The sequence below is a fragment of the Peptoniphilus gorbachii genome, assembly GCF_016908115.1.
Taxonomy (GTDB): domain Bacteria; phylum Bacillota; class Clostridia; order Tissierellales; family Peptoniphilaceae; genus Peptoniphilus_A; species Peptoniphilus_A gorbachii.
On sequence record NZ_JAFBDH010000004.1, the window covers coordinates 20489 to 34595 of the forward strand.

General features: G+C 33.1%; 14 protein-coding genes and 1 other annotated feature. Of the genes, 8 read left to right on the plus strand and 6 right to left on the minus strand.

The features are described 5' to 3' along the window. Positions 1–81: 81 nt before the first annotated feature. The 3 genes from JOD41_RS04720 (at position 82) to JOD41_RS04730 (ending at position 2653) form a co-directional block, all read left to right on the plus strand. Positions 82–483 carry a hypothetical protein gene (locus JOD41_RS04720; protein ID WP_205051810.1) on the plus strand — a complete coding sequence of 134 codons (402 nt, stop codon included), beginning with the start codon at positions 82–84 and terminating at the stop codon, positions 481–483. Between the two features lie 93 nt (positions 484–576). Further along, on the plus strand, positions 577–1467 hold the full coding sequence (locus tag JOD41_RS04725; RefSeq protein ID WP_205051811.1) for a copper amine oxidase N-terminal domain-containing protein: 891 nt from the start codon (positions 577–579) through the stop codon (positions 1465–1467). 115 nt (positions 1468–1582) lie between these two features. After that, positions 1583–2653: an FIVAR domain-containing protein gene (locus JOD41_RS04730; RefSeq protein ID WP_205051812.1), complete on the plus strand. Its 1071-nt coding sequence runs from the start codon at positions 1583–1585 to the stop codon at positions 2651–2653. Positions 2654–2712: 59 nt separating this feature from the next. Here the strand turns inward: JOD41_RS04730 and JOD41_RS04735 are convergent, their stop codons facing one another. The 6 genes from JOD41_RS04735 to JOD41_RS04760 all read right to left on the minus strand — a co-directional run bounded on the left by JOD41_RS04735 (position 2713) and on the right by JOD41_RS04760 (position 10418). After that, the gene (locus JOD41_RS04735) at positions 2713–4008 is read right to left on the minus strand and encodes a bifunctional folylpolyglutamate synthase/dihydrofolate synthase (protein WP_205051813.1); all 1296 of its coding nucleotides are present in this window, start codon (positions 4006–4008) and stop codon (positions 2713–2715) included. Beyond that, positions 4005–6656, minus strand: a complete 2652-nt coding sequence (locus tag JOD41_RS04740) for a valine--tRNA ligase (protein ID WP_205051814.1) — start codon at positions 6654–6656, stop codon at positions 4005–4007. Before JOD41_RS04740 ends, JOD41_RS04735 begins: the two co-directional genes overlap by 4 nt. Positions 6657–6723: 67 nt before the next feature. Continuing rightward, positions 6724–6925: a binding site (T-box leader), on the minus strand. Next, a complete protein-coding gene (locus JOD41_RS04745; protein ID WP_019107804.1) occupies positions 6926–7222 on the minus strand; it encodes a sodium ion-translocating decarboxylase subunit beta in 297 nt (98 codons plus the stop codon). A 63-nt stretch (positions 7223–7285) separates the two neighbouring features. Next, positions 7286–8278, minus strand: coding sequence for a tryptophan--tRNA ligase (gene trpS, locus JOD41_RS04750; protein WP_205051815.1), 993 nt, complete (start codon positions 8276–8278; stop codon positions 7286–7288). Next, positions 8271–9131, minus strand: a complete 861-nt coding sequence (locus JOD41_RS04755; RefSeq protein WP_205051816.1) for a CPBP family intramembrane glutamic endopeptidase — start codon at positions 9129–9131, stop codon at positions 8271–8273. The genes trpS and JOD41_RS04755 overlap by 8 nt, the downstream gene beginning before the upstream one ends. A gap of 3 nt (positions 9132–9134) precedes the next feature. Continuing rightward, the gene (locus JOD41_RS04760; protein ID WP_205051817.1) at positions 9135–10418 is read right to left on the minus strand and encodes an amidohydrolase; all 1284 of its coding nucleotides are present in this window, start codon (positions 10416–10418) and stop codon (positions 9135–9137) included. A 98-nt stretch (positions 10419–10516) separates the two neighbouring features. Between JOD41_RS04760 and JOD41_RS04765 the strand changes: the two genes are divergently transcribed. The 5 genes from JOD41_RS04765 (at position 10517) to JOD41_RS04785 (ending at position 14099) form a co-directional block, all read left to right on the plus strand. Beyond that, positions 10517–11164, plus strand: a complete 648-nt coding sequence (locus JOD41_RS04765; RefSeq protein ID WP_205051818.1) for a trimeric intracellular cation channel family protein — start codon at positions 10517–10519, stop codon at positions 11162–11164. Positions 11165–11173: 9 nt separating this feature from the next. Further along, positions 11174–11485, plus strand: coding sequence for an MTH1187 family thiamine-binding protein (locus tag JOD41_RS04770; protein WP_156700247.1), 312 nt, complete (start codon positions 11174–11176; stop codon positions 11483–11485). Positions 11486–11555: 70 nt separating this feature from the next. Beyond that, positions 11556–12518 (plus strand): P1 family peptidase, encoded by a 963-nt coding sequence (locus JOD41_RS04775; protein ID WP_205051819.1) that lies wholly within the window; start codon positions 11556–11558, stop codon positions 12516–12518. Between the two features lie 47 nt (positions 12519–12565). Next, on the plus strand, positions 12566–13315 hold the full coding sequence (locus JOD41_RS04780) for an ECF transporter S component (protein WP_205051820.1): 750 nt from the start codon (positions 12566–12568) through the stop codon (positions 13313–13315). Between the two features lies 1 nt (position 13316). Next, positions 13317–14099, plus strand: a complete 783-nt coding sequence (locus tag JOD41_RS04785) for a type III pantothenate kinase (RefSeq protein ID WP_205051821.1) — start codon at positions 13317–13319, stop codon at positions 14097–14099. The last annotated feature ends 8 nt before the right edge of the window (positions 14100–14107 follow it).

Genomic DNA, 14107 nt, shown 5'->3' on the forward strand with positions numbered 1-14107 from the left:
ATCATGTGATTTTTTTTAGATTTAAATATTCTTAAATGGGTAAATTATTAAAATAAAATTATATTAGAAAGAGTTGATTGTTTGAATTTTAAAGATAAAATGAGAAAATTTATGATTGGAAGGTATGGTCAAGATGAGCTTGGTAAATTTATTTTGTCCTTAGCTTTGATTCTTTTAATTATAAATTTATTTGTTAAAACTGCCGCCCTATCTGCTGCCGCTTTAGTCTTAATTATTTATTCTTATTACAGAATTTTTTCTCGTGATGTAAGGGCAAGGTATGCTGAAAATAAAAAATTTTTGACAAGCCTTGATCCTCTTAGGAGAAAATTTTTCTCATCTAAGAATAAATATGACAATAGAAAACTTTACAAGTACATAAAATGCCCTAAGTGCAAATTTGAAATGAAAGCGCCAAAAAACAAGGGCAAAATTAGAGTTACTTGTAAAAAATGCGGTGAAAAATTTATAGTGAAATCTTAAAAGTTCCCTTTTGGGGGACTTTTTTTAATCTTAATATTTTTGTAAATTCTTTTAAATAATTTTAATGTTATAATTAACTAAAGGAGTGATTTTATGAAAAAGAAATTTATATTTTTATTATCTTTTTTATTACTATTTTCTAGCGCAAGTGCTATGGGACAAAAAAAGATGACCCTTGTCATAAATAATATAGTCTTTGAGAAAGATTTTGTGGTGAAAAATAATAGGATCCACATTCCCCTTCGCCTTGTTTCTGAAAATTTAGGTGCCGATGTAAATTGGAAGGAAGATGCAAGATCAGTTGAAATTATTAATAAGGGCAAGAAAATTGTTTTTTATGTTGATTCTAATGAGTATAGGATTGATGATATTGTCTATACAATTGATTCTCCTTCTTTTATTCTTAATAACACAACTTATGTACCTGCAAGGGCCCTTGCCAATGCCATGAAGGCAAAACTAGAATGGAATGAAGAAAAGTTTTACTGCAACATTAATAATGGTTATGAAATTGACCCAACTCGTGATGTCGATCCTATGAAGGACGGAAAAGATCTTGCGACTATTGACAAAATTAGAAAGGTAACAGATCTTGCTGGCTATTTAAAAGATGGAATTATAAAAGTTGAAGAAGTGGATGGCGGCAAGGTTTATGAGTTATTTTTAAAGGATTATGAAAAGAAAAATTTGTCTATGAGATTTATTTTTGACAAGAAAAATAATTTAACTTCTTATAAGTTTGACTACTTCCCTAATGAAAAGTATCCTTTCTTAGAAAAACATTTAAGTGAAGAAGATTCTAAAAAAGTTGCTCGTGAATTTATGGATATAGTTGGCGACAAAAAAAGATTTTTAAAGGACAAGGAATTAAATGCCAATCAACAAGTTACACCTGAAGCTGGAACTTATAATTATTATACAAAGTCTAGTCTTGTAGCTGTTGATGCAAGTGGCGGTTTTGTTTACGCTTATTCTAATTATTAATGTTACAGAATTATTAAAATTTGTAAATTTAATCAAGAATTAAGCTAATGGAATTGATTTCCTAGAGATTTTCTGTATAATTAAGTTATCTTATATTTTTTAGGAGGAATAAAAAATGAACAAAAAAATTACATCACTATCACTAGCAGGAGTTATGCTTTTATCTACTGCTAGCCCAGTACTTGCTGCTACTGAAGAAAAAACTGAAGTTAAAGCACCTACTAAAATTGAAGAAGCACTAAAAAAAGGCGAAGAAAAATTTGCTAAAGTTAAAGAAGATGGCAAAGAAATCGCTAAAGATGCTAAAGAAGCTATGACTGATGCAAAAGAAAAAGTTGAAGTAAAAGGCAAAGAAGCTGTAAAAGAAACTAAAGAAGTTGCAAAAGATGTCAAAGAAGATGCTAAAAAAGTTAAAGAAAAAGTTGCAGCTAAAGACGTTAAAGCTTCAAGCCAAAAAGTTAAACTTAATGGTAAAGATGTTGTTATCTACGGATACATTATCGACAATTACAACTACTTCAAACTTAGAGATGTTGCTGCTGTATTAAAAGATACTGAAGCAAAATTTGGCGTTGAATATAAGGATGCAGTTGCTACTCTAACTAAGGGTGCTGACTACAAAGTTGCTGATACTGATCAAAAAGAAGTTAAGAAAGTTTCAAAGGGAATTCTTACTAATGACAAAGTAATGGTTGGAGACAAAGCTCTTACTGCTACTGCTTACAAAATTGACAACAGCAACTACTACAAATTAAGAGATCTTGGAGAAGCTCTTGGATTTGGTGTTGACTTTGATAAGGCTACTAACACTGTTTTATTAACTTCTAAAGAAGCTGAAGTTAAAGAAGAAAAAGTTGCTCCTAAAGTTGAAGAAGTTAAAGCTTCTCTTGAAAAAGAAATTGCAAAAGAAAAAGCAGTTCGTGAATCTGAAGAATACAAAAAATCTGACGTAAAAGTTCAAACTAACTACGAAAATGCTATTGCTGCTGCAAAATCAATTGTTGATGACAAAGAAGCTAAACCAGAACAAATTGAAAATGCTCTTAAAGCTCTTGTAGAAGCTCAAGAAAAACTTGGACTTAAAGCTGAAGCTAAAGTAGAAGAAAAGAAAGAAGATAAAAAAGAAGTTAAAGAAGTTAAAGACGAAAAGAAAGACGACAAAAAAGAAGTTAAAGAAGCTAAATAATTTAACTTAATTTTAAAAGACCATGGAAAAAATCCATGGTCTTATTTTTTTATTTATTTTTATATGCTGTAGTCGTAATTTAAAATTCTTGCCCTTGCCTCGCTTACAAAGTAAAGGGAGCCTGTTATTAAAATTAAATCGCCATCACTGTATTTTTTCTTGTAATGCTTTATAGCATCTTCAACAGTCATAACTTCTGCAGAAAGTCCATAGTCTGATGCTTCTTTTTTTAACTCTTCTGGGCTTGTTCCCCTCTTGTAGTCTAAATTCACGAAGATGACTTCATCTGTGTAAGATGAAATTTCTTCAAGCATTTTTTTGTGCTCCTTGTCAGATAAAATTGACATGATGAGGTAAAGTTTTTTGAATTTGAAATTTTCAATGGACTCCACTAATTTTTTGATGCCATCAAAGTTGTGGGCGCCATCTAAAATTATAAGTGGATCCTTTGAAACAATTTCCATCCTCCCCTTCCAAGTGGAAGTTTTTATTCTCTCTCTTATTTTTTCTGTGGAGATTTTTAAAATTCCCTTTTTGTTTAAGAGATAGAGGGCATAAATTGCTCCCAGGGCATTTTCCACTTGGTAATTTCCAATTTGACTTAAGGAAAATTCTTCCCATTCACCTAATTTTACCTTGAAATCTATTCCCTTTAAGTCAGATTTTAAAATTTCACTTTCTAAATCCTTTGTGTAATAAATTTCTGCAGATTTTTTTTCTGCTTCTCTATTTATTACTCCTAGAATTTTTGGATCTTTATTTGTTGTAAGGACAAGTCCCTTTTCTGTTATTATGCCTGCCTTGGCATCAGCAATTTCCTCGATAGTGTTTCCTAAATATTCCATGTGGTCCATGGAAATTGATGTGATTATGGAAATTAATTTTTCTCGGCTTGTAAAAATATTTGTGGAGTCGGCACGACCTCCCATGCCAACTTCTAATACAGCCAAGTCAACTTTTTCTCTGTCAAAATAAATTATTGCCATTATAGTCAAAAATTCAAAGAGGTTAAGTTCGCCATAGTCTTTTATTATTTCCGGCTCCTTACTTATTATAAATTCGCCAATTTCTGCAAAGTCCTTTTGTGAAATTTCCTCGTCGCCAATTTTTATTCTGTCGCAATAAGTTATGAGGTGGGGCGAAACAAAAGACCCAACTTTATAATCTTCCTTTAAAACATCTTTTATGAAATTTACAGTTGATCCCTTGCCATTGGTGCCTGCCACATGAATTACTTTTAAATTCTTATGAGGAGAGTCAATTTTTTCCAAAAACTTTTTGATTCTCACATTGCCCTTGGACTTAAATTTTCCAATTCTCTTTTCAATGTTTTTTACAACTTCAGTGTATGTCATAGATTTTTTTCAACCTTTGCAATTTGTTCTTCCACTGTCTTTAAAATTTCTTCGTACTTTGTAACTTTTTCTTTTTCTTCCTCAATTAATTTTGCTGGTGCCTTTGAAACAAATCCTTGGTTAGATAATTTGCCTTTGGCTCTTTTTAGTTCAGCTTCTGCATCTTTCTTGTCCTTTTGAAGTCTCTTTAATTCCTTTTCAAAGTCCACAAGTTCCTTTAGTGGAAGTTGAATTTCTGCTCTGTCGAGAACTATGGCAATATTTTCTGAATTTTTCCTGCTTTCATCGTCAGTTATTTCAACAGAATTTGAATAACCAAGGTTTAGTAAAAGTCCCTTTGTTTCTTCAAAAATTTCCTTAATTTCTTGGTCCTTAGTGTAAACAAGAGTGTTGGATTTTTTTGAATTTTCGATGTTCATTTCACTTCTTGCATTTCTAATTTCACGAATTGCATTTTCAATGTATTCTGTGGCTCTTTCTTCCTTTTCAAATACAAGTTCTTCCCTGTATTCAGGCCATTTAGAAACAATTAGGGCATTTTCCCTATTAGGTAGGGCTTGCCAAATTTCTTCTGTGATATATGGCATAAATGGATGAAGAAGTTTCAAAATATTTTCTAATACATAAAGTAAAACTTTTACTGTGTTTGTTTTTTCTTCTGCATTATCTGAATACAAAACTGGTTTTACAATTTCAATGTACCAGTCACAGAAATCTGACCAGATAAAGTCGTAGATGTCATCTGCTGCAAGTCCAATATCATACTTTTCGATTTTTTCTGTTATTGATTTTATAACTTTTTGTAATTTTGAAAGGATCCACTTGTCTTCATAGTGAAGTTTTTCAAGGTCAAAGTTTGAATCTGTAATTTCATCAGACATATTCATCATGAGAAATCTTGTTGCGTTCCAAAGTTTGTTGGCAAAGTTTCTGTTTGCTTCAACTCTCTTAGTGTAAAATCTCATGTCATTGCCTGGAGTGTTTCCAGTTACAAGAGTAAATCTAAGGGCATCAGCGCCGTAGTCTCTTATGATATCAAGTGGGTCAATGCCATTTCCTAGTGACTTTGACATTTTTCTTCCTTGGTCATCTCTTACAAGTCCATTTAAAAGTACATCCTTAAATGGAAGTTTGCCTGTTTGTTCAAGGGCAGAGAAGACCATTCTTATTACCCAGAAGAAAATTATATCGTAGCCAGTTACAAGTACATTTGTTGGATAAAAATACTCGTATTCTGGAGTTTTTTCTGGCCAACCCATTGTTGAGAAAGGCCAAAGGGCAGATGAAAACCAAGTGTCAAGTGTATCTTCGTCTTGAGTGTAAGTTTTTCCTTCATGTCCCTTAGTATTAGATGGATCAGTTTTTGAAATTACAATTTCATCGTCAGAATCAGAGTACCAAACTGGAAGTCTGTGTCCCCACCATAATTGTCTTGAAATATTCCAGTCGCGAATATTTTCTAGCCAATTTTCATAAATTTTTCCAAATCTTTCAGGAACTATGTTGAGATTTCCCTTTCTATATTCTTCAAGAGCTGGCTTTGCAAGTGGTGCCATCTTTACGAACCATTGCTTTGAAATAAGTGGTTCAATAACTGTCTTACATCTTTCGCAATGACCCACAGCGTTGTGGTGGTGCTTTTTGCCAATGTAGTAACCAAGCTTTTCGAAGTCTTCTATTATTTTCTTTCTAGCTTCATATCTTTCCATGCCAGCATAATCGCCTGCATTTTCATTTAAGTAGCCCTTGCCATCCATGATTACAAGTTGACCAAGATCATGGCGAGAGCCAACTTCAAAGTCGTTAGGGTCGTGAGATGGAGTGATTTTTACTGCACCAGAACCAAAGTCCATTTCAACATACTCGTCGGCAATGATTGGAATTTTTTTGTTGCCCATTACTGGAATCATTACATATTCGCCAACTAGGTCAGTGTATCTTTCGTCAGCTGGGTTTACTGCAATGGCAAGGTCTCCAGGAATTGTTTCTGGTCTTGTTGTTGCAATTTCAATTCCACCTTCCCTATCTGCAAAAGGATATTTGAAGTACCAAATATTTGAATCAGTTTCAATATGTTCAACTTCTGCATCAGAAATTGAAGTTTCGCAAGATGGACACCAGTTTATAATTCTATTGCCACGATAAATTAGTCCTTTTTCATAAAGTTCTATGAAAACTTCTTCTACTGCGTTAGATAAATTTTCGTCAAGAGTAAAACTTTGTCTTGACCAGTCGCAGGAAATGCCAAGTTTTTTAAGTTGGTTTACAATATTTCCACCGTATTCGTGAGTCCAGTCCCAAGCTTTCTCCAAGAATTTTTCTCTGCCAATGTCTTCCTTATCTATGCCTTCTTTTCTAAGTTTTTCTACAACTTTTGCTTCTGTGGAAATAGATGCGTGGTCAGTGCCTGGAATCCAAAGGGCAGAATAGCCTTGCATTCTCTTTGTCCTAATTAAGACATCTTGAATTGTGTTATTAAGAGCGTGACCCATGTGAAGGTTGCCTGTTACATTTGGAGGTGGCATAACAATAGAGTAAGGTTTTTTATTTTCATCAACCTCTGCCCTAAAATAATTATTTTCCATCCAATAGTCATAAATTTTCTCTTCAAAATCCTTTGGATCATAAGTTTTGTTTAACTCTTTCATTTTTCCTCCTCGAAATTTATATTTTGTATATTATTTTATATTTTAAAAATAAAAAGCGTCCTCCATCCCTAAGGACGAAAGACGCGGTACCACCTTAATTTTTATTTTTCAATAAACACTTTAAAATCTTTAACGAGATAAGTCGTCTCTGGCTACTAGATTCACCAAAGAAGCAAAAAAGCTACAATCGTAAAGTTTATAAAGACCTCCCAGCAAATAGTCTCTCTCTATCTATAAATTTTTACAATCCTCTTTTTTATTGCTTGTTTTTATTTTGATTTAGTATAAATCTGTGTTGGACCATCTGCTCCACCAATAATTACTATACCTTTATCTTTGTCATTGTTTTCTTTCTTTTCAGTATAAATCTGTGTCGGACCGTCTGCCCCACCGATAATTTCTATACCCTTATCTTTGTCAGTCTTTTTATTTGTTTCTGTATAGATTTGAGTTGGACCGTCTGCTCCACCAATTATTCCAATAGCTCCAGCTTCATTAGCATTATATCCATATAAGACTCCTGCACCTATTAAGTTAATGGCTACTACAATAATTATTTTATTCATAGGACACCTCCCAATTTATATAAAAGATACCACAAAAATCCTCCAAAATCAATAAGAATTCGATTATCTAGGGATAAAACCAACCTTTTTATAAACTTTTCTTAGGGTTTTGTTGGCAAGATAGGATGCCTTTTCTGCTCCTTCTTTGTAGACAGATTCAAGATATGCCTTGTCAGATCTTATTTCTTTAAATCTTTCACGTAAAGGTCTTAGGCCTTCAACTACAACTTCGCCAAGGTCTTCCTTAAATTCTCCATAACCAAGATTTTCGTACTTCTTGACAATTTCTTCTGGGCTCATGCCAGAAAAAGATGCGTGAATGTTGATGAGGTTCTTTAGTCCAGCTTGTTCATCAGAATACCTAAACTCGCCAGATGAATCTGTAACAGCTCTTTTTATTTTCTTTCTAGTGTCATCTTCTGAATCTAAAATTAAAATAAAGGCGTCTTTATTTGAATCAGACTTAGACATCTTTGAAGATGGATCTTTAAGTGACATAATTCTCGCCCCAACTTTTGGTGTCAAAATTTCTGGAATTGTAAAAGTTTCAGAATATCTTGAATTAAATCTTTGTGCCAAGTCCCTTGTGATTTCAATGTGTTGCTTTTGGTCTTCGCCTACTGGCACATAAGAAGTGTTGTAAAGCAAAATATCTGCCGCCATTAGGACTGGATAATTAAGTAGTCCTGCTTGGACATCAGTGTATTTTTTTGACTTATCCTTAAATTGTGTCATCCTTTGAAGTTGACCAAGACCTGTCATTGTATTTAAAACCCAACCAAGTTCAGCGTGAGCTGGCACGTGAGACTGAATATAAATTATTGACTTCTTTGGGTCAAGACCTGCTGCAAGATAAAGGGCAAGGACATCAAGAGTGTTCTTCCTCAAATCCTTTGGCTCTTGTGCCACAGTTATGGCGTGCATGTCAACAATACAATATAGACAGTTGTATTCATCTTGAAGTCCAATAAAATTCTTCAAGGCTCCAATATAATTTCCAATAGTTAGAGAACCTGAAGGTTGAATCCCTGAATAAACTATTTTTTTATCATCCATTTTTAACTCCCTTTCTTTTTTCTAAATAAAATATAATAAGTATGCTTATGATTTCAATAAAAGTTACTACAATGCTTCCTTCTGGTCCATAAATTTTATCATAAAGATTATAATTTAAAACTTTAAAATTAAATAGGCTGTCAAAGCCACTAAAACCACTGACATTTAAGCCATAAATCATTGCCATGGAAAAATTCCATCCTGCGTGGACTCCAGAAGTCACCATAATATTGTCTGTGTAAAATAATAATTTTGCAAAAAATATTCCCACTAAAATTGTGTTTAGGGTGGATAAAATTGTCACGCCCTCATTGCCAAGGTGCAAAAGTCCAAAGAAAAGAGATGGCAAAATAATTGCAATTTTCTTTCCATATTTATCAAATAAGGCTCTTGTAAGTATTCCTCTAACTAAAACTTCTTCTGATGTAGATTGGATGAAAAAGGCTATAAAGTAGCCTAAGAAAATCAAATTAAGATTTCCCATATTTATAGCTTGAAATCCTAAAACTCCCCTTCCTAAATCCACAAGTAGATAGATAGAAATTTGCAAAAATCCAAAAAATAAGCCAAGAGCAATATTTTTCGCAAGCTTATCTTTTTTGAAATAAATGTAGTCAAATTTCTTCTTTAATAAAAATTTTACAAATAATATTGCTGCCGATAATTGTCCCGTTGTCCCCAATAACATTATGAGATTGGCATTTTTATAGTCGCTGTTAAAGTAGGTCTGTCTATAAAAAATTAAGGACAGGGCAAGCATAATCCCAGCAGTGAAGATGGCGATCATTGCAAGTAAAATTATTATTTTAAAAATAATTTTAAAAAAATTTTTTATTTTTCTTTTTTCTTCCATACTCTATCTACTTTTTATATCTTCCCATCTCTTATTAACCACTTGTCTAACTTTTTCTTCATCAACATTTACAAGTTCCCTATCTCTCATAATAAATTTCCCGTCGCAAATCACTGACTCAACATCATGAGAGTTTGCTGAATAGACAAGAGATGATATGAGGTTATTTCTCGGTGTGAAGGAATTTGAATTTAAATCAAAAACTGTAAGGTCGGCTAGATAATCTTCCTTTATAAGTCCAAGCTTTTCAAAGCCAAGGGCCTCTGCTCCATTTACTGTTGCCATCTTTAAAATTTCTATAGCTGGCACAGCTTTTTCATTCATGGTAACAGCCTTATTTACAATGCCTCCTATGTGCATTTCTTCTACAAAATCTTGGTTGTTATTTGATGAGTCGCCGTCAGTTCCCATAGCCAATTTAATATTTTCCTTTAGCATTTTATCAACTGGCGTAAAGCCGCTGGCGAGCTTTAAATTCGAACTAGGATTATAAACTGGGTAGAATTTTTTATTTTTTACAAGTTCAATTTCTTCATCAGTAATGTGAACGCAGTGGGCTGCAATTATTTGGCTATCAAGTAGTCCCAAAGTGTTTACATATTCTATTGGCGTCATTCCATATTCTTTTTTTGAATTTTCCACTTCTGTTAAAGTTTCAGAAAGGTGAATGTGAATAAGATGATCGTATCTTTCAATAGATCTCTTTGAAATTTCTCTTAAAAATTCTGTAGAACATGTGTAAATTGCGTGAGGTGCTGGAACAACTTTTATTCTGCCGCCGCATTTATTTTGATAGTTCTTGTAAAGCTGATCAAATTCTTCAAGCTTTTCTTCGCCCTTTCCATCTACATCTGTCATGCCACGAGTTAGGACTCCACGAATTCCAGATTCAACTGCTGCGTCGCCAACCCTATCCATTTCATAATACATGTCGCAAAAAGATGTAACACCAGATTTTATGTTTTCTATAATAGATAGCATTGATGACCAATAAATATCTTCTGCATTGAGTTTTGCTTCAATGGGCCAAATTTCATTTTCAAGCCAATCCATAAGTGCCAAGTCGTCAGCATAATTTCTAAAATAGGACATGCCAAGATGAGTATGGGCATTTACAAAACCCGGTGTAAGAAGTTTATTTTCTCCATTAAAGACTTCATCTGCATCAAGCTTTAAATTTTCGCCGATTTTTTTTATTTTATTTTCTTCAATAAAAATATCTGCACCGTCAATTATTTTTTCTCTTTCTATATCTAAATAAGAAATATTTTTTATAAGTATACTCATAATTCCTCCAATAGTAATATTATAACAAAGTTTAAAAATTTTTTTCAATTTATTGAAATTTCTCACTTCATAAAATTAATCTTTGATATAATAAATTCATGAATGGGAATTATTTAGAATTTAATGTTTTTTTCGACATCATTGGCACCATTGCCTTTGCAATTTCTGGTGCCATACTTGGATGCAAAAAGAAAATGGACATACTTGGTGTAATCGTTTTAGGTCTAGTAACAGCTCTTGGGGGTGGATTCATTCGAGACTTGGTCCTTGGTATAACGCCACCAAAGATGTTTCAAAATTCAACTAATGCGGCAATATCCACTATCTTTTCGATTTTAGTTTTTATTTTATATTCAATTAGAAGGGACTTTGAGAAGTCACACTGGATTAAATTAATGAATAAGTTTATGATTATTACAGATACCATTGGTCTTGCATCTTTTACCATAACTGGAATGGCGACAGCAATATCCCTTGGTTATGACAAAAAATTTCTTTTAATTTTTGTAGGCTCAATTACTGGAGTTGGCGGCGGAATGCTTCGTGATGTCTTATCAGGCTCAATTCCCTTTATCTTTCGGGAGCAAGTTTATGCCGGTGCCTGCATACTTGGTGCCACAATTTTTATAATAGCAAGACATTTTTGTAATTATCAAATTTCAATGGTTATATGCTTTTTTGCAGTTTTAATCATTAGACTTTTAGCTGTAAAGAAAAATTGGAATTTGCCGAGAATATCAAATTAGGAGGAAAAAATGGCAGTAGCAGAATTAACACTTATACCTATTGGAACAAAGACAACATCTGTTAGTAAATACATAGCAGGTGCTCTTGATTCAATTGGAGAAATTGAAGGACTAACTTATGAACTTAATGCAATGGGAACAACAATTGCTCATAAGGACTTAAAGGTTTTATATGATGTAATAAGAAGAATGCAAGAATCCGTCTTTGAAAATGGAGCAGATAGAGTTTACTCTGTTGTAAAAATTGACGATAGACGCGACAAAAATTACACTTTTAAGGATAAAATTACATCTGTTAATGAAAAGAGAAAAAATAAATAAAAAAAATTAAGCCTCATCAATGATGGGGCTTTTGATAAATTATTTTGAAAAAATTTTTGGAGGAGGAAATATGTACGAAGGATTTTTAACTGATGTCAAGGGAATAAAACTTGGTCACGCAGAAGATAAGCTCGCCCTAACTGGTACAAGTGTAATCTTGTGTGAAAAAGGTTTTACTGCAGGAGTTGACGTGCGTGGTGCTGGACCTGGCACTCGTGAAACTGATCTTTTAAGAGCAGAGAACTTGGTTCAAAAGGTTCACGCAGTTTTTTTAACTGGTGGCTCTGCCTTTGGTCTTGATGTTGGCGGCGGCATCATGAAATTTTTGGAAGAAAAAAATGTAGGCTTTGATGTTGGTGTTGGAGTAGTTCCCATAGTTCCTGGTGCAGTTTTATTTGATCTTGCAGTTGGCGATTCTAAAGTTCGTCCTGATTTTAAAATGGGTTATACTGCAGCAAAAAATGCAAGAGAAAAAGATGAAAGCATGGGAAATCTAGGTGCAGGATCTGGCGCAAGTGTTGGTAAAATTTTGGGAAATGATTTTGCCATGAAGTCAGGCATAGGTCAATCTTCAGTAAAAGTAGGCGACCTCATTGTTTCTTCCATTGTGGCTTTAAATGCTCTTGGCGATATTTTTGATTATGAAGATGGAAAAAGAATCGCAGGAGTTTATGATAGAAAAAATAAAAAATTTTTAGACACTTGTGCCCTTTACGAAAAGAGATTAAACGATTATAATCAATTTAGCTCAGCCAACACAACAATTTCTCTTGTTGCAACAAATGCAAAGCTAACAAAGGCAAATTGTAATAAGATCTCACAAATGGCTCATGATGGTTACGCAAGATCAATTAATCCTGTGCACACTATGAACGATGGAGATACTATTTTCACACTTTCAAGTGGCGAAGTTGCAGCAGATATTAATTTAGTGGGAATTCTTGCGGCAAAAACAATTTCTAGGTCTATTGCCAATGCAATTTATTCAGCAGAAGATTCAGGCGGGCTAGTAAGTTATAAAAGCATCAAATAGTATTGATGCATGAAGGGTATCTTTATGAACCCTATCTGGAGGTAAAAATGAATAAAAAAAATGATCGTAACAGAAAACTTGTAATAGCTGCTATGTTAGGTGCAATTACAGTTGTCCTAAGTCTAACACCCCTTGGACTAATTCCCCTTGGTGTTATCAATGCCACAACAATGCACATACCAGTAATAATTGGAGCTATCGCTGAAGGCCCTGTAGTTGGAGCAATGGTTGGACTTATATTTGGAGTTTCATCTCTTTTAAATGCAATTTTAAGAAATGCAAGTCCCGTTGCCTTTGTCTTTTATAATCCACTTATTTCTGTTGTGCCTAGAGTTTTAATTGGAATAACTTCTTATTACTCTTACACTGCAGTAAAAAAATTAGAAGACAAAAATTTGAGAAATCTTACAAAAATTTTGTGGGGACTTGTTTCACTTTTCTTGGCATATTTACTTTATAGAAATATTACAAATGGTGGCTCAACTTTAAATATTACTTTTGTAGTAATTCTTCTTTTACTTTGTCTTGGATTTTTAGTTTATTCCTTTAAGTCAAATGAAAAGGACTTTCCTATTGCCATAGGTGCCTTTGTTGGCTCAATGACTAACACAATTTTAGTTCTTGGAGGAATCTATTTACTCTATGCCAAGAGATATGTAGAAGCTATGAATATACCAATGGAAAATGCAAAATCAGCAATCCTTGGAGTATCTGTAACATCAGGAATACCTGAAGCAATTTTATCTGTTATTATCACTACAGCAGTTATAAAAGCTTTAAAAGCAAGAAAGGGTTAATATGTTACTTGCAATTGATATAGAAAATAAAAATACCAATTTTGGCATCTTTGAAGGCGAAAAACTTGTCACAAATTTTTCTATAATGACTGACAAAAATAGGTCCACTGAAGAAATTAAACTCACTATTAAATTAATATTAAAGGATAAAAAAATAGATTTATCTGACATATCTGACATAATACTTTCAACAGTTGTACCTGAACTTAATTCAAGTTATGAAATTATTTCAAGAGAAATAATTGGCAAAAATCCCATAGTTATATCTGCTGGAGTAAAAACTGGTTTAAATATAAAATGCGAAAGCCCAAGAGAAGTTGGCACAGATAGAATTATAAGAGCAGTGGCAGCTACCGGAAGATTTAAAGAAAATATTATAATAATTTCTGCATCTTCAGTTACCACTATTGACTATATCAATGATAAAAAAGAATTTCTCGGCGGACTTATCCTTCCTGGCATAAGTCTTCTCCAAGATTCACTTGTTAGAGGATCTGGAAAACTTCCTCGTGTAGAAATAAAAAAGCCTGAAGATATTATTGGGAAAAATACAGAAAAGGCAATTCAAAGAGGAATTTATTTCGGCTACAATAAAGCTGTTTTTGGAATAGTGGATGAAATAGTGAAATTCCACTCACTAAAAAAAGAAAATACAAAAATTTTAGTAACCGGATTAAAGGCTCATCTTCTTGCAAATGAAATTTATACTTTTGAAGAAGATCAGGTACTGGGAATTAAGGGTTTAAAAATAATATATGACTTAAACAAAAATAAGGCTTCTTGATGAAGCCT